Below are 21,425 nucleotides of genomic sequence, written 5' to 3' on the forward strand. Positions count from 1 at the left end.
TATCCTTAATTTGAGATGTCAATTAAACAAAAGCAACAACTAATGGCCCTAATAAAGTTAGGAAAACATTAGCTAAAGCATAGGTAATAGCAAAAGAGTTAGTAGGTGTTGAGTTACCCGCTTTATTTAGTACTTCACCAAAAGCTGGATTTGCACTACGAGAACCCGCCAAAGCACCAGCGAATACTGCAGAATTTTTATAACCCAGCACATACTTACCAAAGTAAATACCAAGCAACATAGGCAATAAAGTAACTACAACGCCAATTAGAAATAAAGAAATACCTTGATCTTTAATGGTATCAATAGCTTGCAATCCAGAGCTTAAACCAACTACTGCTACGAAGCCAGCTAGACCAAAATCTTTAAGTAATTGCACCGCACCCGTTGGGATGTTTCCAACAGTTTGATGCAAAGATCGATACCATCCAAATAATAAGCCTGATAACAAAGCACCACCACCAGCACCTAAGGTAATTGGAATACCACTAACACGAATTACAATAAGACCAATAATAAGGCCAACGACAAGACCTAAACCATGGAATATCCAGTCAGTTTTTTCGCTCTTTGTTATCGGCGCACCAATTTTATCAACTACTCGCCTTAAGTCACCATCAGTACCATAAACCGTAATAATGTCACCTAATTTGAACACCATATCATTATTTAATGGCAATGGTTGCCCATCGCGATGGACAGCAATTAAATAAATACCATGTTTTAGTTTCATTACTTCATCAGATGAAAGCACTTGCGTTAAGTTTTGACCAACATAACGTGTATTGCGCATTTCGACATCTTGAGTATTCATAACCACATCCATACCCTGTGCCGAATTCACCTCTTCACCTAATAAATCAGTGGCTTTAATCATGGCATCACGATGGCCGACAACTAAAATAATATCTTTGGCCTTTAATAAAGTTTCTGGTCCAGCTTCAATAATACGATTACCACGTTTGATTCGTTCAATGCTTATACCGTTAATCACCTTTTCTAAACTTTCAACGGTCTGATTAACTTTATTGGTAATACGATATAAACGACCAGTTACATCTGATAAGGCAAAGTTCTGACCACTACCTAATAAAAGTGAACCATGTAATTGTTCTGCTTCTGCCTGAATTGCATCATCGTTAATTTCACGACCCATAATTTTAGGTAAAATATTAACACAGACAATTATGGCTCCGAGTGAACCAAAAATATAAGTTACGGCATATCCAATAGTCACATTACCTTGTAATCGGCTTAACTCTTCAGGGCTTAAACCTAACTGAGTAAGAGCATCTGATGCCGTCCCCATTATTGCTGATTGGGTTAATCCTCCTGCAGCTAAACCAGCAGCAAGACCTTTATCTAAATGGAATAATTTGGCTAAAACGAGCACTGTAACAAAGCCAGCAACGGCAATAAATAATGCTAAAAAGATTTCACGAAGGGTTTTAACCCCCAATGAACGAAAGAATTGTGGTCCACTTTCGAACCCTACTGCATAAATAAATAAAGCAAAAAGTACAGCTTTGACACCAGCATCAACCGTAACACCAAACACGCTTAATGCGACAGCAACTAGTAGGGAACCAGCCACTCCACCTAATTGAAATTTACCAATTCGAATACCACCAATCAAATACCCTAAGCTCAGTGAGAGAAATAAAAGTATTTCTGGTGAATGTTTAAGTCCATCTAAAATCCAATTTGAAAGCCATTGAAACATAATAATTGTCCTCAAGTGCTAAAATTTATGAAATAGAAAAAGATAGAAAAGAAAAGATTGGAACTTGAACTTTAATATTCATCACATTTTATGAATACTGTTATATATTAAACTTCAATGCAAAGAATAGATAGTTAATTTTAACGATTAATACTATTGTTAGGAGATAACAAATTATTAAAAAAGTAACATATTGTCATATTACAATATCTATAAATTGTTCTTAAAAAGAAGCCCAAACAATTTTTGGGCTTAAAGGTGGTTTAATTAAAAAATAAATTTCATTAAGTTCAAAGCGTTATTTTGCTCTGAAAATATTTTCTCTAATTTTAGCATCAAGATTATTTATCCAACGATTGTAGTTGCGATGAACTTTTCCATTACTACCTTGTAAGTTTGAACTAACTGAAACATACTTAATTGAATACCCTGTTGCAGAGTAAGGGATATCAACAACAACTTCAAATTTACGATTGAATAATTGACCTCGGATAGTATCATTATTTAATGCTTGCATTTTCCAAGTACCAAATGCTGCTCTACCTTTAGTACCACTATCTAAAATAGCTTGTTTAACTTGTGCTTTAGTCAAACCATTAACTGGGGTACTAATACTATTTGGCGCTTGATATTTACTTGCACAACCAAATAATATTGAAACTAAAAAGAATGCTGCAATATATTTAAAAAATCTCATTGTTTACTCCTTAAGGATAATTTTAATTAACGTTTTTTACATATTAATAAAGTGTGTCCAAATCCAATCCCATCAATATCTTCCTCAACGTGAAACCCTGCTTCATTTAGACATTGATAAAATACTTTTGAATGGTAAAAACGGCTATTACCATTTGCTAAACAAGTAAAATAGAGAGAAGAAGCATTTAAACTTAATGCTCCTGCCTCAAAGTTTTGGCGATCCCAAAAAAGATCCATAATACAAACAGAAGCATCATCATTCATACTACGGTGTATTGTTTTCAAAATATGGACAATTTGATCTGAACTAAAACAATCTAAAAACTGGCTCATCCACCAGATATCAGCTTGGTTAGGGAAAATATCAGTTTCCAGTACATTTACACCAATACCATCAATACGATCTTCAAAGCCCGATTTTTTAATATTTTCTTTTGCAACTGAGATTTGTTCAGGTAAATCTAAGATTGTCACTTGAATTTCAGGTAAATGTTTAGCCGAAAAAATTGCCCATTTACCTGTATTACCGCCTATATCATAAACATGTTTAGGGTTCAATTTCATGATGTGAGGTAAAACAGCAGGAAAAGCGTGATCTGAATAAAAATGGTCGAAATCAAACCAACTTTTTTTTGCTTGTTCAGGCAGAGACTGCAACATGGGGTAAATCGTTTTACCATCACCAAAAACTTTGAGGCCACTCGGTTCGCCTTTTTCAAGTGCTTCTTGAAGAAAAAACATACTTTGGTAGCAGATATCTTGGGAAAAATTAAGGTTAACTTCTGTCATTTTATCATGCAATAAAAAATGACCAATTTTACCTAAAATATAGTTGGAGTCTTGCTGATAAATGACACGCATACTAAGTGCAACATCCAGCAGAAGTTCAATTGCATAAGGTGATAAAGAAACTTTTTTAGTTAAATCCTCTAAATTAATACCAATCTTACCAGACTGATCAATAGAAGATAAAATTCCTTTGTTTTTCATGCACATTATGGCTTGGAATAATATAGGAGCAAAGGCAATTTTTTGAGCTTCAGTAATTGCTTCTAATGCTGTATAAATTTCCTTATTGAATCCATACTTGATGTTTTCTTGTCCAGTCAATGTATTGCCTTTTTATTGTTTTACTGTATTGTATAAATAAATCAGATTTTTTCAGTATTATCGAATTAATAATATTACAAAAAGTTGCTAAGTAAAGAATTAATTAAAAAATATTAATATGAGACTTTCTTTTTCAATCGAAAATTGGTTTGCTTTATCTGCTGGTTTATCCTCCAAATCTGACTGGCAATTATGGTCAAAACAGATTAATCACAATTGGGATTTACACATACCCAAACTCAATAAACTGCCTATGATGCAAGCAAGAAGAATGAGCATTTCTTCACGCCTTGCTGTTGAAGTTGCTTTAGAGCTCATAGAAAATAATAATGTGGATTTAGCGATTTTTTCAAGCCAACATGGTGAACTTGAAAAAACATATAAAATACTAGTTTCACTTAATCAAGCTAATGACATTTCACCAACCGATTTTGCATTATCGGTCCATAATACTGCTTCAGGTTTATTCACAATTATTGCCAAGCAAGCTATCCCTATCACATCGATTAGTGCAAATAATGATGGTTTTCAACAAAGTTTGATTGAGGCACTACCAACACTACAACAAAAAGATAAAAAAGTACTATTGATTGATTTTGATGGAATGGTTCCTGAATCTTACCAAACAGAAATTCATCAAATAATTCCATATTATGCGATAGGTTATATCTTAACAAATGGCAATCAGTTAACATGCCAAAGTATTAATAAAACATCACAGAAAAATCCAATCAATTATCCTCAATCATTGGCTTTTTTACATGCTTATCTAAATAAAAAACAAAATTTCATCATACAAGGATTATCTCAAGACTGGCAATGGACGATAAATACATAAATAAACAAAAATTCTATACTATAAACCAGTGGTGGCGATTATTTGCAACCGCACTGGGTTTTATTATATTTGGTCTTTTTGGATTATTCGTTTTATCGTTGATATGGTTTAGTTTATTGAGATTATTTGTTTGGAAGAAACAAAAAAGAATTATTATTGCTCAATACAGCATAAGTATTAGCTTTAAAGTGTTTTTATGGATCGTAAAACTATTATGTATTTTCAACTATCAATTTAATGAAGTTGAAAAATTAAAGCACGATGACGGATGTTTAATTGTTGCTAACCACCCATCTTTGCTAGATGTTGTTCTTCTCGTTTCAGTTATGCGTCGATGTGATTGCTTAGTTAAGGGTGCGTTACTCAATAACCTTTTTATTAGTCGTATTATAAAAACAGCAGGTTATATACTAAACGGTGAATCAGGCCAAATACTACCACAATGTAATGAAATCTTATCAAACAAAGGAAGAATTTTGATATTTCCCGAAGGAACTAGAAGCATACCTAATCATCCTATAACGTTACAAAGAGGAGCTGCTAACATAGCATTAAGGTGTCATGCTGATATCCGAATAATACATATTCAATGTAATCCACCATGGTTGATAAAAAAACAAAAATGGTATGACATCCCTGAAAAAAAGGCATTGTTTAATATTACAGTAGGTGAAAAAATCAAAATAGATGATTTTCTAGAAGAAAATACAACTGTTGCAGCGAGAAAACTTACCAGGCATCTCACAACATTATTAACGCTGGAACCATAAAAAAGAATAATAGATAAAAGGGAAATTAAATGGAAAAATTACATCATGATATAAAATCATTAATAATCGAAGTGCTTAATTTAGAAGATATCACATCTGAAGATATCGATACCCAAGCTCCATTATTTGGTGATGGTTTAGGTTTAGACTCAATAGATGCATTAGAACTAGGTCTTGCTATCAAAAATCAATATGGTATTGTTTTATCGTCAGAAAGTGAAGAAACCAAAAAAGCATTTTACTCAGTTAAAACGCTAGCTGATTTTATTAATTCTCAACAGTAATAAGGAAGATTTTTAATGGATAAGCAACAAATTTTTCAACAAGTACAATCAGCACTAGTTCAGCTTTTTGAATTATCTGCCGATGAGATTAAGCCAGAATCTAAACTTTTTGAAGAATTAGACTTAGATAGTATTGATGCAGTAGATTTAGTTGTACATTTACAAAAAAAGATAGGCAAAAAAGTTGATCCTGAAACGTTTAAAGCAGTAAGAACTGTTCAAGACGTGGTTGATGCAGTGTACAATTTGCTAAATGCTAAATAGCATAATGAATAAATTTAAGTTAATAATAAAAGCAATGACAGGAATAATCCTGTTTTGCTATCCGATAGTTATTTACTTATCTTTAAAATATCAAATTATTAATATCGCTGTTTTATGCATTGCTGCATTATTAGTGTTAAGGCTAATCGCCTTACCTAATTTATTTTCAAATATTGGTTGGTTAGCAAAAGTAACAACTTGCTTTGGTTTGCTTTTAGCATTAACCAGCTGGATATTTAACAAATTTCAATTTTTGCTCTATTACCCCGTTGCAACAAATCTTCTATTCTTAATATTTTTTGGATATTCATTGTATCAGCCACAAAATATTATCGAAAGATTCGCCAGATTAAAACATGATAATTTACCAGCAAGTGCAATTAACTATACAAGAAAAGTAACTATATGTTGGTGTCTATTTTTCATACTAAATGGTTTAATCGCACTAATAACTTGTCTTATTAATAATATTTATTGGTGGACAATGTATAACGGATTAATAAGTTATATTCTTATCGGATTATTAATGGGGGGAGAATGGATTGTTCGTCAAAAAGCAAAACATTAGTTTTATTATCCGAGCAATTATTACGACCAGATAATGAAATAATTGCATTCAGAAAGCAACTAGCTTTAACTGTTGGAGATCTAAAACAACAAATTAGCATAATTGTTAATGAATTAGACAATCATACTGAAGAAAATTGGGTTTTATTCATGGATGATAGTTTTAATTTTGTTGCAGGATTTCTCGCTCTCTTATATTCAGGAAAGCATCCACTTTTACTAAATCCTAGGCATGTCGAATTATTACACTATTATCAAGCTGTATTAACCGATACACATCTTACAAATATTAATTTGCCAACTAATTTGCCAATTATAAACATCAGCAATATTAATCAACATCAATCAGTTAAATCAGTAAAAAATAATCCGGATTTTAAACAAACATCATTTACATTATTCACCTCTGGCTCAACAGGTTTGCCAAAACCAATTAAAAAATCTATTTCTCAACTTGAGCGAGAAATTAATATATTAATAGATAATTTAAAAGTTTCACCTTGTGACTTACTTATTGCTTCTGTGTCACATGAGCACATGTATGGATTAACCTTTAAAATAATGCTTTCTTTAAGCTCCAAAATACCTTTTGTTTGTGAAACAATACTCTATCAAGAACAATTAGCAACTTACCAATCTAAAAACATTACTTACATCACAACGCCATCAATTATCAAAAATTTAGATCATAATTTATCTACTATTAACTGTACTTGTGTATTTTCATCTGGTGGTGAGCTTAGTTTTGAAAATGCCCAATTTTGTTTACAGAATTTCAAAGTGTTACCTTATGAAATTTACGGTTCAAGTGAGACAGGTATTATAGCCAAAAGACAACAAAAATCGCTTAATACACCTTGGGAACTCTTTTACCCATTACAATTAAAATATACCCCCAATCAACAATCATTATTAATATCACCTTTATTACCACAAGCTGAATTACTAAATGATAAATTACAAAAAATAGATGACATTAAATTTTATTTAAAAGGCCGGATGGATAAAATAGTCAAAATTGCAGAACAACGCCTATCTTTAACCTATATAGAGAACCAGATCAATAAAATTACAGCCGTTGAAAAAGCAATTGTTATTCCCTTAGAAAAAAACAATAGAACAATATTGGCCGCCATCATTAAAATAAAACCATCTCATAGTAAGGAAATAGATAACTTTAATTATTTCAAACTTACACAATATTTTCGACATTTACTTAAAGATACATTATCATTAGTTGAAATACCTAAGAAATGGCGTTTTATTGAAAGTTTTCCGGAAAATTTGCAAGGAAAATGCACATATACTGACTTAAAAGCATTATTCGATACTCCAAATAAGATATGAAAAAAGAGTTTCCCAACGAAATAAGCATTAGTAAAACTGAAACAGAAGCTAATATTGAAATCACAATACCGCCAGATCTTTTTTGGTTTAAAGGACATTTTCCTACACAACCAGTGTTACCAGGTGTGACTCAGGTTAATTGGGTAATTGGTTATGCCCAAAAATTAATTAATCCAAACTTATCAATATCGTCCATCGAGGTGGTAAAATTTCAATCGCCAATATTACCTAATGATCGCCTAAAACTAACGCTACTCTGGAATGAAAATAAGCTAAAATTCACTTATAGTTTTATTACACAGCATGGCAACATAGCAAGTACAGGAAAGCTTACACTATGTCAGTAATTGAGCCTTCGCTATCAAAAAACTATTGCTTTATTATACCTTGTTACAATCATAGTGACGCTTTACCGCGTGTTTTACAAAATATTGAACATTATCAATTGACTTGTTTTCTAATTGATGATGGTAGCTCGTATGAACATGTACAAAAACTGACAGAAATAGCAAAACAATATGCATGGGTCAATTTAGTGCGTTTAACTAAAAATGAAGGTAAAGGTGCGGCAGTAATGTGTGGTTTTAGTCACGCATTAGATCATGGTTTTGCTTATGCCATTCAGATAGATGCTGATGGCCAACATGATAGCCAAATTGTCAAACAGCTTATTGAACAATCACAATTAAATCCCAACACTTTAATATCTGGTTGTCCTATCTATGATGATTCAGTTCCTAAACACCGACTTATTGCGCGATATATTACCCATTTTTGGGTATGGATTGAAACCTTAAGTTTTAATATTAAGGACAGCATGTGTGGGCTTCGTGTCTATCCATTAAAACAGACTTGTCACCTCATCAGTCAACAACAAATTGGTAAAAAAATGGATTTTGACACCGACATAATGGTTCGACTATATTGGCAAGGTACTGATTCTATTTTTGTACCAACACATGTCACTTATCCCGCTGATGGTGTTTCTCACTTTAACGCATTCAAAGATAACCTATTAATTACTTGGATGCATACTCGACTATTTTTTGGCATGTTGCCACGAATTCCAGCATTAATAAAACAAAACCGACGTAAGAAAAATAAAGATAGTCACTGGTCTCAAACTGACGAACGCAAAGGTTTAATGGGGATCAAGTTAATTTTAATGCTTTATCGCCTTCTAGGAAGACGTGTTGCTCAAATGTTCATGTTCCCAGTTATCAGTTATTTCTGGTTAACAGGGAAAAAACAACGACAAGCATCCAAAGCATATTTAGAAAAAATCCTTAAACAATATCCTAATGTGCCATTGATTGAAAAGAAAAAATTAACCTCTTTCCGACACTTTCAACAATTTGGTGAGTCACTGTTAGATAAACTAGCCAGTTGGCAAGGCGATATTAAGCTTGATGATATCTATTCACCAAACAAAGGCGAATATTTAAGACTAATTTCTGAAAAAAAGGGGATTATCTTAATTTGTTCACATTTAGGTGATATTGAAATGTGTCGAGCACTAGCAGAATTATCCCATAATGTGACAATAAATGCTTTAGTGCATAAAGGTAATGCTGTACGATTTAACAAAGTATTAAAACAGGTTAATCAAAATTCAATAATCAATCTAATAGAAGTTGCTACATTAGGAGCGGATACTGCCATAATACTGCAACAAAAGCTAGAAGCTGGTGAATGGGTAGCTATCATTGCTGACAGAACATCAATTAATCCTTACCAAAGAGTGCCAGAAAATGCTATTGTTTGGGCCAATTTCCTTGGTAAACCTGCACCTTTTCCTAAAGGGCCATTTATACTATCTTCTGCATTAAAGTTCCCCGTTTACTTTTGTTGGGGATTAAAACCCAATGGTCGATTCCAAATATATCTAGAACATTTTACTGATGAGCTAAAGTTATCTAGAAAAAATAGACAAGCGGAACTAGAACAAACTATTGAGTATTATGCCAATCGATTAGAATATTATTGTTTACAATCACCACTTGATTGGTTCAATTTTTTCGATTTTTGGCAATTTAATCCACCTGAAATAACGAATAATAAAAATGAATAATTTTAATCACTGTCATATCACCATCGACTATAAACCATCTTTCCATGACACAGACGCCATGGGCGTGGTTTGGCATGGTAATTATCTTAAATTTTTTGAAAAAGCTCGCGAAGCATTATTTCGAAAATTTAATTATGGTTATAAAGAAATGGTTGATTCGGGTTATATTTGGCCTATTGTCGATGCAAGAATAAAATATACAGCACCCGCCCTTGCAGAACAAACTTTAGAAATCTTTGCCAAACTAGAAGAATATGAGCATCGCATAAAAATTAGCTACCTAATAAAAGATAAAAAAACTGGTAAAAAAACAACTTCTGGCTACACAACTCAAGTTGCGGTCTCTACAGATACCAAGGAAATGTGTTTTGTTACACCTGATATATTTTTGAATTGCTTTGGATTAATTAAATGAACAAATGCCTAGTTGCTTTCGCAACAACACTATTATTAACTTTCTCAACAATAACGAGTGCAATCACGCTAAGTGATATACAGCTGCTATTTAGCAAAAACCAAGTTGTTCGAGCTGATTTTACCCAAGATCGCTATATTAATGGTTTAACATCACCCATCCATTCAACGGGAAAGATGATAATATCTAAGGAATTAGGTCTATGGTGGCAACAAAATACACCATTTGCTATGACATTGAAAATGAATCAACAGCGAATGGAACAACGCATAGAAGACCAAACTCCAGAAATAATAACTGCAGAAAAACAACCTCAGCTATTTCAGTTCAATCATTTATTAACGGCAATTTTCACTGCAGATAAAGAGATGCTTGAAAATAATTTTGATATAACAGTCACCGAACAAAATAATATTTGGACATTAACGCTAAAACCTAAATTAGCACCGCTAAATAAAATTTTTAAACAAATTATTCTTAGTGGAAAATCCTATTTAGAAAAAGTCACTATTAATGATATGCAAAATGACAAAACAGAGCTTACATTCAAAAATCATAAAACGACAAAATTAAATCAAGATGAACAATTGCTATTCAGATAATCAATTAACATTAAAAAGAAGAGCAATCTTATGGTTGATGATGGTCGCTTGTCTGATTCTTGCTGCTTATTACCTTTTAGCTAATAGTAAAATCAACAGTAGTGTTTTATCTCTATTACCTAAAGAGCAAACCAACAATGTTCCTACTGAACTTATTGATGGTTTTCAAAAACGATTAGATAGGCAACTTGTCTGGTTGATTAAGCCCACTAATGGCGAATTAGAACCAGTTAATTGGTGGTATCAAACCCTAAAAAAACAATCTTTTATTAGCCAAGTAAACGGTTATTTTGATGAAACATTTCAAAAAAATTGGGGAAGGTTTGCTTTTCAATATCGTTATCAGCTACTGGACTCAAAAACTAGTGAAAGATTAAAAAATGGCACTCAGCTGAATTGGATAAAAAGCCAGCTATATTCTCCTTTTAGCGGAATAAGTGCAACTGAATTGGAAAATGATCCATTATTATTAACTCGTTCATCTCAATTAAATCAACTGGCTAACTCAGGTGGGTTGACCATTCAAAATAATTGGTTATCAGGACAAGATAACCAAGGCAATCAATGGTACATGATTTTTGCTGAGTTAAATAATTCATCATTTAACATGAGCCAATCTCACCAAATTACCACACAATTAAATGAACTTACCAAACAATTACATGAAAAGTGGCCAAATGTTGAAATTTTAAAACGAGGCGTGCTTTTTTATAGTGATTACGCAAGCAGTGAAGCTATAGATGATATAACAACCATCGGTAGCTTATCAATTATAGGCATTATCATATTGATAATTAGTGTATTTCGATCGATAAGACCAATTATTTTATCGATACTATCAATTTTTGTTGGAATTATTTGTGGTTTAGTGGCTGTTTTAAGCCTATTTGGTGAAATTCACATAATGACAATTGTTATGAGTACTAGTGTAATAGGAATAACTGTCGACTATTCACTGCATTACTTAACTGAACGACTGCTACATGGTAATCAAGAATCACCTTATGCAAGTTTAAAAAAACTCATTTCAACTTTGACGTTAGCGTTATGCACAAGTTTTATTGCTTATCTAATCTTATTAATTGCGCCGTTCCCGGGCTTAAAGCAATTATCAATATTTGCAGTTTTTGGTCTACTCGGTGCTTTTTTAACTGTAATATGCTGGTATCCTCTGCTCGTTAACAAATTACCAGTACGTGAAGATGTTGGTTATAAGTTACTAAGTAGCTGGCTAAATTTATGGAAAAATAAACAGATGCAATTGATAATGGTATCAATCGCTCTATTATTTATCGGTTATGGGTTTATTAATTTAAAAGTTGATGACGATATTGCCAAACTACAAGCATTGCCAGAACAATTACAACTACAAGAACAAAAAATTATCAGTATTACCCGTCAAACAACAGATCAAAAATGGTTTGTTGTTTTTGGTGATACAGCTGAACAAACCTTACAACGACTTGAACACTTTTTACCTAAACTTGAACATGCAAAATCAGAAGGTTATTTTGAACAATATCAGAGCATAAACTTACCTTCATGCCAAAAACAGCAAGAAAATATCGAATTTGTTAAACAATATAGTCCTGAAATTATATCCTCTTTAACACAAATGGGAATTAAGGCTAACTTACCTACTTTTGAACAACCAATTATTACACCAGAACTATGGCAACAAAGTGAACTTAGCCAAGGTCGAAAACTACTTTGGTTAACCTTACCAACGGGAAAAAGCGCGACTTTAATTCCAATAAATGGAATTAAAAATATCATTGAAATAAAAAAATTATCGGAAGTAGATAAAGGAATCTATTGGCTTGATCGCCGTGAAGAATTTAACACTATGTTTGCCCATTACCGAATACAATTATCCCAGCTGATTGCTGGTGCTGTGATTCTTATTTGCTCTTGCTTTATCTTCTATCATCGCAAATATGGTTTAAAAGCTGCATTAAAAAGCACATTACCTACATTATTATCAACAGGTATAGCATTAGCTATTAATGGCATAACCAATCAAACTCTTAATTTATTCTCAATGTTAGCACTAATTCTTGTTATTGGTATTGGTATCGACTATAGTCTATTTTTGAGCAACAATAAAAGCCAAAACCAAAGTGCATTATTAGCAGTAAGCATGGCGGCATTGACTACTATATTATCTTTTGGGTTATTAATAATAAGCCATACCGTTGCCATAAAAGGATTTGGATTAGTATTAACTGGCGGTATTTTTACAGCATTTTTATTTGCACCACTAGTCATCAATAATAGACAAGAAATATTAGGGACAAAAGGATGAAGAAATATTTATATTTAACTTTTTTATTATTAAGTATGTTGATTTCAGCCTGCTCGTCCCAACCTAAATCAGAAGCTTGGTTAACCAAAGAAACCAAAGTTAACTTGCCTAAGATAAATCTAACTCAAGACTATCACGATCAACAACTATTAACCTTTAAATATAACAATCAAGAAAACTCGGTAATAGTAATCGTTGATATCAAAGATAACCAATTGAAAGTAATTGGGTTATCCACTATAGGTATTCGTTTGTTTGAAATTGAATACGACGGTAGTAAAGTTAAAGCAAAACAACATATATTTGTTAAGCAACTTCCTCCTCCTGAGCAAGTATTATCAGACATAATGCTAAGCATATTACCAACAATTTCATGGCAAAACGTATTACCGGCAAATTGGCAACTCATTGATAACGACTTACTTAGGACCCTTGTCAATGATAAAAAACAAACAATCATTAAGATAACTTATAACCAAAAATCTTCAACAGACATTAGAAAACCAATTAAAATTCAACATGCTATATTTGGTTATCAAATTACAATTAAGAGTATGGAATAGATGATTTATGTTGCTGCGCTTGGCGCGATAAACACATTAGGACACGACAAACAACAGATAATCGATAATTTATCCCAAAATTATTGTGCAAAGCACTACTTGACTCAAGAAAAGGGTTGGTTATTAAATGGCCAAAATACTTGGTTAGGTAAAGTAACGGGGGAGCTTCCCTCCATTCCTCACAATTTGACGCAATATGCGACAAGAAATAATCAATTACTTTATGCTGCATATTTACAAATTAAACAGCAGATACAACAAGTTATCGAAAAATATGGACCAAAAAGAATTGCGGTTATAATGGGTACTAGTACTTCTGGAATACACGAAGGCGACGTTAACATTGAGCACTATTTAAAGACACATCATTGTCAACCCCATTTCTATTATCACCAACAAGAACTTGGTAATCCATCGTGTTTTTTAACAGAATTACTCAATTTACAAGGTCCTAGCTATACCATTTCCACTGCTTGTACATCTAGTGCAAAAGCCGTAATAAGTGGCCAACGACTGATTGAATCAGGATTAGTTGATGCTGCCATTGTCGGTGGTGCTGACAGTTTAAGCAGAATGCCAATAAATGGTTTTAATGCGCTTGAAGCACTATCGAATAATCCCTGCATGCCATTTGCACAAGACCGTAACGGCATAAACATTGGTGAAGCCAGTGGATTAATGTTAATAACTAAAGAAGAATCAAGTGATATTGCATTATTAGGTGTAGGTGAATCATCCGATGCTTATCATATCTCCTCCCCTCATCCAGAAGGAATAGGAGCACAAGTTGCGATGGAAATGGCATTAGAAAATGCAAACTTAAAACCAAATCAGATTGGCTATCTTAATTTACATGGCACGGCAACGGTGCTTAACGACCAAGCTGAAAGTAGAGCTGTTTATCGATTATTTCAGCAAAACTTACCTTATTGTAGTTCAACAAAACATTTAACAGGACATACATTAGGTAGCGCAGCTATTACTGAATTGGCAATTAGTTACTTATTACTTAAACAAAATATTAATTTACCCCAGCAAGATTTTTCAGTATCACCTTATGATAAAAATCTAGATAAAATTAATATTGTTACAGAAAAAATGATGCTACAAACACCAATCATTATGTCAAACTCTTTTGCTTTTGGTGGCAATAATGCATCTCTTATTATTGGAAAAGTATAATGCAATATCAATCAGCAAGTTACTATTTGCCACACAGAACTCCCATGATCATGATTGAGAAAGTTCATTTAGTCGATGAAAAACAATGCATTTGCAGTGTTCAAGTTACCAAAGATGGCATACTTTCTCCATTTTTAACTGATAATTATCAGCTACCCAATTTTTATGCTATCGAATTAATGGCACAAACTATTGGTGTTTGGAATGGATATCATGATTCCAAAAAAAATCACTCACCACAATTAGGCATGTTACTTGGAGGGCGAGCAATAAAAACCAATTTACCTTCATTTGAGCTTAATAGTGAATTAATTATAACCGCCAATTTAGTTCTTTTTGATTCTAAACTGGCTAACTTTGATTGTGATATCAGTATAAATCAACAATGTGTTGCATCAGGTAAATTAAATGTTTATGAACCTGATCCTAGTGAATTAGAACAACTTTTTGGTTCCCAGCGATTAAAAGGATAACAATTATGAGTCGAACAGTACTTGTAACTGGAGCAAGCAAAGGAATTGGTAAAGCAATTGCCTGTAAACTAGCGTCCGATGGTTTTGATATCGTCATACATTATCATAGTGACAAAAAAGGGGCGATTGAAACTCAAAAAATTATCGAACAAACCGCCCAAAAAGCTAGACTAATTCAATTTGATGTAAGCAACACTGAGCAATGTCAGCAAATGATAGAAGCAGATACTGAACAATATGGAGCTTATTACGGTGTTGTTAATAACGCAGGTATTATCCGTGATGGTGCTTTCCCTGCTTTAACACAAGATGATTGGAAAGCTGTAATTCATACCGATCTTGATAGTTTTTACAATGTATTACATCCTTGTATTATGCCCATGATTGGACTACGTAATGGTGGAAGAATTATAGTTATATCATCAGTTTCTGGCATCGTTGGAAATCGTGGTCAAGTCAATTACAGCGCGGCCAAAGCAGGCGTAATTGGTGCAACCAAAGCGTTGGCACTTGAATTAGCTAAACGAAAAATTACCGTCAATTGCATTGCCCCGGGTCTAATAGACACGGGTATTTTAGATATGGAACCAATCGCTTTAAAAGAAGCAATGAACATGATCCCTCTTAAACGAATGGGACACGTTGACGAAGTCGCAGGACTTGCAAGTTATTTAATGTCAGATAATGCGGGATATATAACAAGACAAGTCATTTCTATTAATGGAGGAATGGTATGACAAAACGAGTAGTCATAACTGGCGCAGGTGGCGTCACCGCATTTGGTAATGAATGGGATGATGTTGAGCTCAAACTAAAACAACTTCAAAATGCTGTTCGATATATGCCAGAATGGGAAATTTACGATGGATTACATACCAAACTTGGTGCCCCAATTGATGATTTTGTTTTACCAGATCACTATACACGGAAGAAGATTCGCTCAATGGGAAGAGTATCATTACTCTCAACTAAAGCAACTGAAATCGCATTAGAAAAAGCAGGATTACTAGATGAGCCTGAGCTAACCAATGGTGATACAGGTATTGCGTTTGGGTCATCAACAGGTAGTACTCAACCCGTTGCATCATTTGCAACCATGTTAAATGAAAAGCATACTAACAACATCACCGCAACGACCTATATTCAAATGATGCCACATACAACTGCAGTTAATACAGGTTTATTTTTTGGTTTAAAAGGTCGATTAATTACCACATCAAGTGCTTGTACATCTGGAAGTCAAGCTATAGGTTATGCATATGAAGCTATAAAATACGGTATGCAAAAAATTATGGTAGCAGGTGGAGCCGAAGAGTTATGCCCTTCGGAAGCAGCTGTTTTCGATACCTTATTTGCTACAAGCCAACTTAATGACACACCAAAGTTATCACCAAGACCATACGATCGGGATCGCGATGGGTTAGTTATTGGTGAAGGAGCCGGTGCATTAATTTTAGAGGAATATGAACACGCCATGGCTCGAGGAGCAAAAATTTATGGTGAGATTATAGGCTTTAAAACTAACTGTGATGCGAGTCATATTACCCAACCAAGGCAAGAAACAATCCAATATTGCATTGAACAATCACTCAAAGATGCAGGTTTAGATCCAAGCCAAATTGGTTACATCAGTGCTCACGGTACCGCAACTGCTCGTGGAGATATTGCTGAAAGTAATGCTGTTGCCAATATCTACGGTAATAAAACCCCAATATCATCTTTAAAAAGCTATTTTGGTCATACTCTTGGTGCATGTGGCGCGATAGAGGCATGGTTAACATTAGAAATGATGCATACTGGCTGGTTTAATCCAACTATCAACTTAAATAATGTCGATCCTCAATGTGGTGATTTGGATTATATCGTTGGTTCAGGACGAAATTTAGATATTGAATATTTTCAAACTAATAACTTTGCTTTTGGCGGAATTAACACCTCAATTGTGATTAAAAGAGTATAATTTTTGTCATCAGAATAACTAAAAAAAGTTGAGGAACGGGGTTTTTTAAGCTCTAAAAGCTTTTTTGTGGTTTGAAAATAACCTCAAAAACCCCTCTCCTCAACTTTTTTTGACTTAATGGTGGATAAAAAAATAGCGCTATATAGCGCTATTTTTGTGAAATTTATTTATTTTTTTCGCGTTCAATAGCTCGATAGCCAATATCATGACGATAGTAACAACCATGCCAATAGATACTTTTAATTTGTTCATACGCACGTTTTTGAGCGTCTGAAACACTATCGCCTAAAGCTGTAACACATAGAACTCTCCCACCATTGGTATAGACTTGACCGTTTTCTAAACAGGTGCCGGCATGGAAGATTTTGCAATTAGTATCTGTTTCAGTAGGTAGACCTAATATAACATCTTTGGTGTTGTAATCGCCTGGATATCCGCCAGCAGCAAGAACTACACCTAAAGCAGGCCTTATATCCCATTTTGATTTTACTGTATTTAGTTCGCCCTTTGTGGCAGCCAAGCAGAGCTCAACTAGGTCTGATTGCATTCGCATCATGATTGGTTGAGTTTCAGGATCGCCAAATCGACAATTGAATTCGATTACTTTAGGATTTCCTTGTTTATCAATCATTAATCCGGCATAAAGAAAACCAACATATACATTGCCTTCTTTTGCCATGCCATTGACGGTTGGGTAAATGATTTCTTCCATAACTTTATTGAAGACGTCATCGGTTACTACTGGCGCTGGAGAGTAAGCGCCCATTCCACCAGTATTCAAACCAGTATCACCATCACCAACACGTTTATGATCTTGGCTGGTTGCCATTGGTTCGACATGTTTACCATCGACCATTACGATAAAACTGGCTTCTTCGCCATCAAGGAACTCTTCAATTACGACTCGATGACCGGCATCACCAAAGGCATTTCCCGCTAACATATCGTGTACTGCCTCTTCGGCTTCCTTTTGTGTCATGGCAACAATCACGCCCTTTCCTGCCGCTAAACCATCAGCTTTTATCACAATTGGTGCACCTTTTTGACGAATATAAGCAATGGCTGGCTCAATTTCTGTGAAGTTTTGGTATTCAGCAGTTGGGATGTTATGTCGAGCTAAAAAATCTTTAGTGAAAGCTTTTGATCCTTCTAGCTGAGCAGCCGCTTTTGAAGGACCAAAGATAGTTAATCCAGCTTTTTGAAAACTATCGACAATACCAATCACTAATGGCGCTTCTGGTCCAACAATAGTTAAGTCTATTTGTTGCTCTTGAGCAAAGTTGAGTAGACCAGCAATATCTGTTGCTTTGATGTTGATATTTTCTAAATTTGGCTCAAGTGCGGTACCTGCATTACCTGGTGCAACAAACACTTTAGAAACTAATGGCGATTGTGCTGCTTTCCAAGCTAAAGCATGTTCGCGCCCACCATTACCAATTACTAATACTTTCATACAAGGTCCTTTCAATACTTTTATAATTAATGCCTAAAATGACGCATATTGGTGAAGATCATGGCAATATTATGCTCATTAGCGGCTTGAATTACTTCGTCATCACGGATTGAACCACCCGGCTGAATAACACAAGTGACACCAACCGCAGCCGCGGCATCAACACCATCTCTAAACGGGAAGAATGCATCAGAAGCCACCACTGAACCAGCAACTTCTAGATTCTCATCTTGTGCTTTTATTCCAGCAATTTTGGCCGAATAAACACGACTCATTTGCCCTGCACCAATGCCAATAGTCATCTTATCTTTAGCGTAAACAATAGCATTAGATTTCACAAATTTTGCCACTTTCCAACAAAATAGTGCATCAGATAACTCTTTTTCAGTCGGTTGTCGTTTGGTAACTACCGTTAATTGGTCTTTGGTTACCATACCTAAATCACGATCTTGTACAAGCAATCCGCCATTAACGCGTTTTAAATCTAAACTGGCTTTTGTGCTCGCTGGCCATTCGCCACATTCTAATACTCGAACATTTTTTTTCGTTTGTGTAATGGCCAAAGCGTTTTGATCAACCGATGGTGCAATAATTACTTCAACAAATTGTTTATCAACAATAGTTTGGGCTGTTTTAGCATCTAATGGGCGATTAAAAGCAATAATGCCCCCAAAGGCAGAAGTTGGGTCGGTTTTAAAAGCATTAAGATAGGCATTTAAGATGTTATCACTCACCGCAACACCACATGGGTTAGCGTGTTTAACTATTACACAAGCTGGTTCATCAAATGATTTTACACATTCTAATGCAGCATCGGTATCGGCAATATTGTTATAAGATAGCTCTTTACCTTGTATTTGTTTGGCAGTAGCAATAGAACCTTGCTCAAGATGTTCTTCCACATAAAAAGCTGCATGTTGATGTGAGTTTTCGCCATATCGCATATCTTGTTTTTTAACAAATTGTAGATTTAAAGTGCGAGGGAATTCACCAGCAGGCTTTTCAGTATCGCCATAATATGGAGGTACAAGTTTACCAAAATAGTTAGCGATCATACCGTCATATTGAGCAGTATGTTCAAATGCTTTTATTGCTAAGCTAAATCGATACTTGAAAGAGAGGCAATTTTGCTGTTTATCTAACATATCAATGATTGTGCTATAGTCCTGACAATCAACAACAATGGCGACATCTTTATTATTTTTAGCTGCAGATCGCACCATAGTTGGTCCGCCAATATCAATGTTTTCTATCGCATCTTCTAAACTACAATTTGGGTCAGCTACCGTTTTCGCGAAAGGATATAAGTTGACAACCACCATATCAATCGGTGCGATCTGATGTTGTTGCATCACTTCGTCATCAATCCCTCGACGCCCTAAAATACCACCGTGTATTTTAGGATGTAACGTTTTGACTCGACCATCCATCATTTCAGGGAATCCCGTATAATTCGATACTTCGGTAACAGGAATGTGGTTGTCGATTAAAAGTTTGGCGGTGCCACCAGTAGAAAGGAGTTCAATATTACGTTCAGATAAAGCTTTAGCAAATTCAATGATTCCTGTTTTATCAGAAACACTGAGTAAAGCACGACGGATAGGACGAAACTGCTGCATGAAAAAGCTCCGAAATTGATATTCTAAATCCAAGTCTGTGAGCGGCTATTATATATAAAACGAGGAGCGATGTTTAGTATTAACTTTCTGAAAAAATAATTACCTAATAATTTGTATTTATTCAATGATATGGTCATTTTGCTTATCATAAAAGTAAAGCGAGTTGACACTTTGGATTTTTCTTTCATTTTGTTCTCGAGTGCTATTGCGATATTTTTGAGGACATAGACCAATTCTTTTTTTGAAGATTCGCGAAAAATAAAGTTGATCATCAAATCCGATTGAACGGCTAATTTCTGCGATACTCATATTAGTGGTTTGCAATAACAGTTTTGCACGATTTACCCGTTGCTCTTGTCGCCATTCTCCAATAGACATACCAATCTGGTCTTTAAATATATGAGCAATTCGTGATGTCGACAAACACACTTTCTGCGATACGATATCAAGCGTAAAATTATTTTCATCCAGAGTATCAATTAAATAGTTGCAAACTTGTAGTACTCGGGTATCTATTTTAGGAGGATTAGTGCAAGAAGTCTCTTGTGCGCAACGTATCAAGAATTGCTCTAACATGCTCATAGCTAAATTTTCAGAATATATCGTATTTGATTGCCCTACCTCGACAATTTTTATAAATAGCTGTTCTAGTTCATCTTTTACTTGGGTATTAGGGCGATAAAATCCCGTTTCTTTTAATCGGTTTTCCCAACTTAATAAATATTTCCATGTTGATTTTGGTCTGAAATATACCCAAAAATGAAACCAATTATTCTCATCTTCTTTACGTCCGTATAAATGGGGTTCTTTGGGAGGAAAAAGAACAAAGTCACCGGGATAACAATTAAATGATTCATCATCACGATAAATAGTACCTTGGCCTGCATAAGTGAGGTTAATAATGTAACCATTTAATCCATTAGGACGATCAATGAAAAAATCAAATTTTCCTTCTTTTTCGATCGGTGTTAAACCAGATACAAGATGGACATTAAATGAATAACCAGGTAACAAAGGGTTATTTTGTTGTTTATTGCTCATTTGTCATCACCAATTTTTTGAAACTATTTTATTTTTACATAAAAATATTTTTTGAATAGTGATAATTGTGAGATCTACATCACAAAACAAATTAGGTGTGCAGAATCGTCTATATTTATAGCAACAACATACCTACTTG

The 21,425-nt window shown here is 34.2% G+C and carries 21 protein-coding genes and 1 pseudogene; 16 read left to right on the top strand and 6 right to left on the bottom strand.

Annotation, left to right across the window (positions count from 1 at the left end; translation table 11 throughout):
• Positions 1-22: 22 nt before the first annotated feature.
• From aspT to A9G08_RS02410, 3 genes are all read right to left on the bottom strand, one after another.
• A complete protein-coding gene (aspT, locus tag A9G08_RS02400; protein ID WP_065562155.1) occupies positions 23-1,723 on the bottom strand; it encodes an aspartate-alanine antiporter in 1,701 nt (566 codons plus the stop codon).
• Between the two features lie 298 nt (positions 1,724-2,021).
• Positions 2,022-2,420: a hypothetical protein gene (locus tag A9G08_RS02405; RefSeq protein ID WP_065562156.1), complete on the bottom strand. Its 399-nt coding sequence runs from the start codon at positions 2,418-2,420 to the stop codon at positions 2,022-2,024.
• Between the two features lie 26 nt (positions 2,421-2,446).
• On the bottom strand, positions 2,447-3,514 hold the full coding sequence (locus A9G08_RS02410) for a methyltransferase (RefSeq protein WP_065562458.1): 1,068 nt from the start codon (positions 3,512-3,514) through the stop codon (positions 2,447-2,449).
• A 136-nt stretch (positions 3,515-3,650) separates the two neighbouring features.
• Between A9G08_RS02410 and A9G08_RS02415 the strand changes: the two genes are divergently transcribed.
• Genes A9G08_RS02415 through A9G08_RS02490 form a run of 16 tightly spaced genes read left to right on the top strand, consistent with a single transcriptional unit; the run spans position 3,651 to position 17,173 of the window.
• The gene (locus A9G08_RS02415) at positions 3,651-4,370 is read left to right on the top strand and encodes a beta-ketoacyl synthase chain length factor (protein ID WP_065562157.1); all 720 of its coding nucleotides are present in this window, start codon (positions 3,651-3,653) and stop codon (positions 4,368-4,370) included.
• The gene (locus tag A9G08_RS02420; RefSeq protein ID WP_065562158.1) at positions 4,352-5,140 is read left to right on the top strand and encodes a lysophospholipid acyltransferase family protein; all 789 of its coding nucleotides are present in this window, start codon (positions 4,352-4,354) and stop codon (positions 5,138-5,140) included. Before A9G08_RS02415 ends, A9G08_RS02420 begins: the two co-directional genes overlap by 19 nt.
• 29 nt (positions 5,141-5,169) lie before the next feature.
• A complete protein-coding gene (locus A9G08_RS02425) occupies positions 5,170-5,424 on the top strand; it encodes a phosphopantetheine-binding protein (RefSeq protein ID WP_065562159.1) in 255 nt (84 codons plus the stop codon).
• 15 nt (positions 5,425-5,439) lie between these two features.
• Positions 5,440-5,688, top strand: coding sequence for an acyl carrier protein (locus A9G08_RS02430; RefSeq protein WP_065562160.1), 249 nt, complete (start codon positions 5,440-5,442; stop codon positions 5,686-5,688).
• 34 nt (positions 5,689-5,722) lie between these two features.
• Positions 5,723-6,256, top strand: a complete 534-nt coding sequence (locus A9G08_RS02435; protein ID WP_176701509.1) for a hypothetical protein — start codon at positions 5,723-5,725, stop codon at positions 6,254-6,256.
• Positions 6,226-7,602 (top strand): AMP-binding protein, encoded by a 1,377-nt coding sequence (locus A9G08_RS02440; RefSeq protein ID WP_065562162.1) that lies wholly within the window; start codon positions 6,226-6,228, stop codon positions 7,600-7,602. Before A9G08_RS02435 ends, A9G08_RS02440 begins: the two co-directional genes overlap by 31 nt.
• Positions 7,599-7,949 (top strand): ApeI family dehydratase, encoded by a 351-nt coding sequence (locus tag A9G08_RS02445; RefSeq protein ID WP_065562163.1) that lies wholly within the window; start codon positions 7,599-7,601, stop codon positions 7,947-7,949. Before A9G08_RS02440 ends, A9G08_RS02445 begins: the two co-directional genes overlap by 4 nt.
• On the top strand, positions 7,940-9,673 hold the full coding sequence (locus A9G08_RS02450; RefSeq protein ID WP_065562164.1) for a glycosyltransferase family 2 protein: 1,734 nt from the start codon (positions 7,940-7,942) through the stop codon (positions 9,671-9,673). The genes A9G08_RS02445 and A9G08_RS02450 overlap by 10 nt, the downstream gene beginning before the upstream one ends.
• Positions 9,666-10,088, top strand: a complete 423-nt coding sequence (locus tag A9G08_RS02455) for an acyl-CoA thioesterase (RefSeq protein WP_065562165.1) — start codon at positions 9,666-9,668, stop codon at positions 10,086-10,088. Before A9G08_RS02450 ends, A9G08_RS02455 begins: the two co-directional genes overlap by 8 nt.
• Complete coding sequence (locus A9G08_RS02460) at positions 10,085-10,690, top strand: outer membrane lipoprotein carrier protein LolA (RefSeq protein ID WP_065562166.1); 606 nt, start codon at positions 10,085-10,087, stop codon at positions 10,688-10,690. Before A9G08_RS02455 ends, A9G08_RS02460 begins: the two co-directional genes overlap by 4 nt.
• Positions 10,668-12,995 (top strand): MMPL family transporter, encoded by a 2,328-nt coding sequence (locus A9G08_RS02465; protein WP_065562167.1) that lies wholly within the window; start codon positions 10,668-10,670, stop codon positions 12,993-12,995. The genes A9G08_RS02460 and A9G08_RS02465 overlap by 23 nt, the downstream gene beginning before the upstream one ends.
• Positions 12,992-13,558 carry a DUF3261 domain-containing protein gene (locus tag A9G08_RS02470; protein ID WP_065562168.1) on the top strand — a complete coding sequence of 189 codons (567 nt, stop codon included), beginning with the start codon at positions 12,992-12,994 and terminating at the stop codon, positions 13,556-13,558. The genes A9G08_RS02465 and A9G08_RS02470 overlap by 4 nt, the downstream gene beginning before the upstream one ends.
• A complete protein-coding gene (locus tag A9G08_RS02475) occupies positions 13,559-14,740 on the top strand; it encodes a beta-ketoacyl-[acyl-carrier-protein] synthase family protein (RefSeq protein ID WP_065562169.1) in 1,182 nt (393 codons plus the stop codon).
• Entirely contained in the window at positions 14,740-15,213 is a 474-nt protein-coding gene (locus A9G08_RS02480) for an ApeP family dehydratase (RefSeq protein ID WP_065562170.1), read from the top strand. Before A9G08_RS02475 ends, A9G08_RS02480 begins: the two co-directional genes overlap by 1 nt.
• 5 nt (positions 15,214-15,218) lie before the next feature.
• Complete coding sequence (locus A9G08_RS02485) at positions 15,219-15,950, top strand: 3-ketoacyl-ACP reductase FabG2 (protein WP_065562171.1); 732 nt, start codon at positions 15,219-15,221, stop codon at positions 15,948-15,950.
• On the top strand, positions 15,947-17,173 hold the full coding sequence (locus A9G08_RS02490) for a beta-ketoacyl-ACP synthase (RefSeq protein WP_065562172.1): 1,227 nt from the start codon (positions 15,947-15,949) through the stop codon (positions 17,171-17,173). The genes A9G08_RS02485 and A9G08_RS02490 overlap by 4 nt, the downstream gene beginning before the upstream one ends.
• Before the next feature lie 163 nt (positions 17,174-17,336).
• Here the strand turns inward: A9G08_RS02490 and purD are convergent, their stop codons facing one another.
• From purD to araC, 3 genes and pseudogenes are all read right to left on the bottom strand, one after another.
• Positions 17,337-18,626, bottom strand: coding sequence for a phosphoribosylamine--glycine ligase (gene purD / locus A9G08_RS02495; RefSeq protein ID WP_065562173.1), 1,290 nt, complete (start codon positions 18,624-18,626; stop codon positions 17,337-17,339).
• Positions 18,627-18,652: 26 nt separating this feature from the next.
• Positions 18,653-20,245: a bifunctional phosphoribosylaminoimidazolecarboxamide formyltransferase/IMP cyclohydrolase gene (gene purH / locus A9G08_RS02500; RefSeq protein ID WP_065562174.1), complete on the bottom strand. Its 1,593-nt coding sequence runs from the start codon at positions 20,243-20,245 to the stop codon at positions 18,653-18,655.
• Between the two features lie 195 nt (positions 20,246-20,440).
• A pseudogene (gene araC, locus A9G08_RS02505) lies at positions 20,441-21,286 on the bottom strand (arabinose operon transcriptional regulator AraC); the annotation flags it as partial.
• Positions 21,287-21,425: the final 139 nt, after the last annotated feature.

It is taken from the genome of Gilliamella sp. wkB195 (assembly GCF_001690445.1).
Classification (GTDB): domain Bacteria; phylum Pseudomonadota; class Gammaproteobacteria; order Enterobacterales; family Orbaceae; genus Gilliamella; species Gilliamella apicola_E.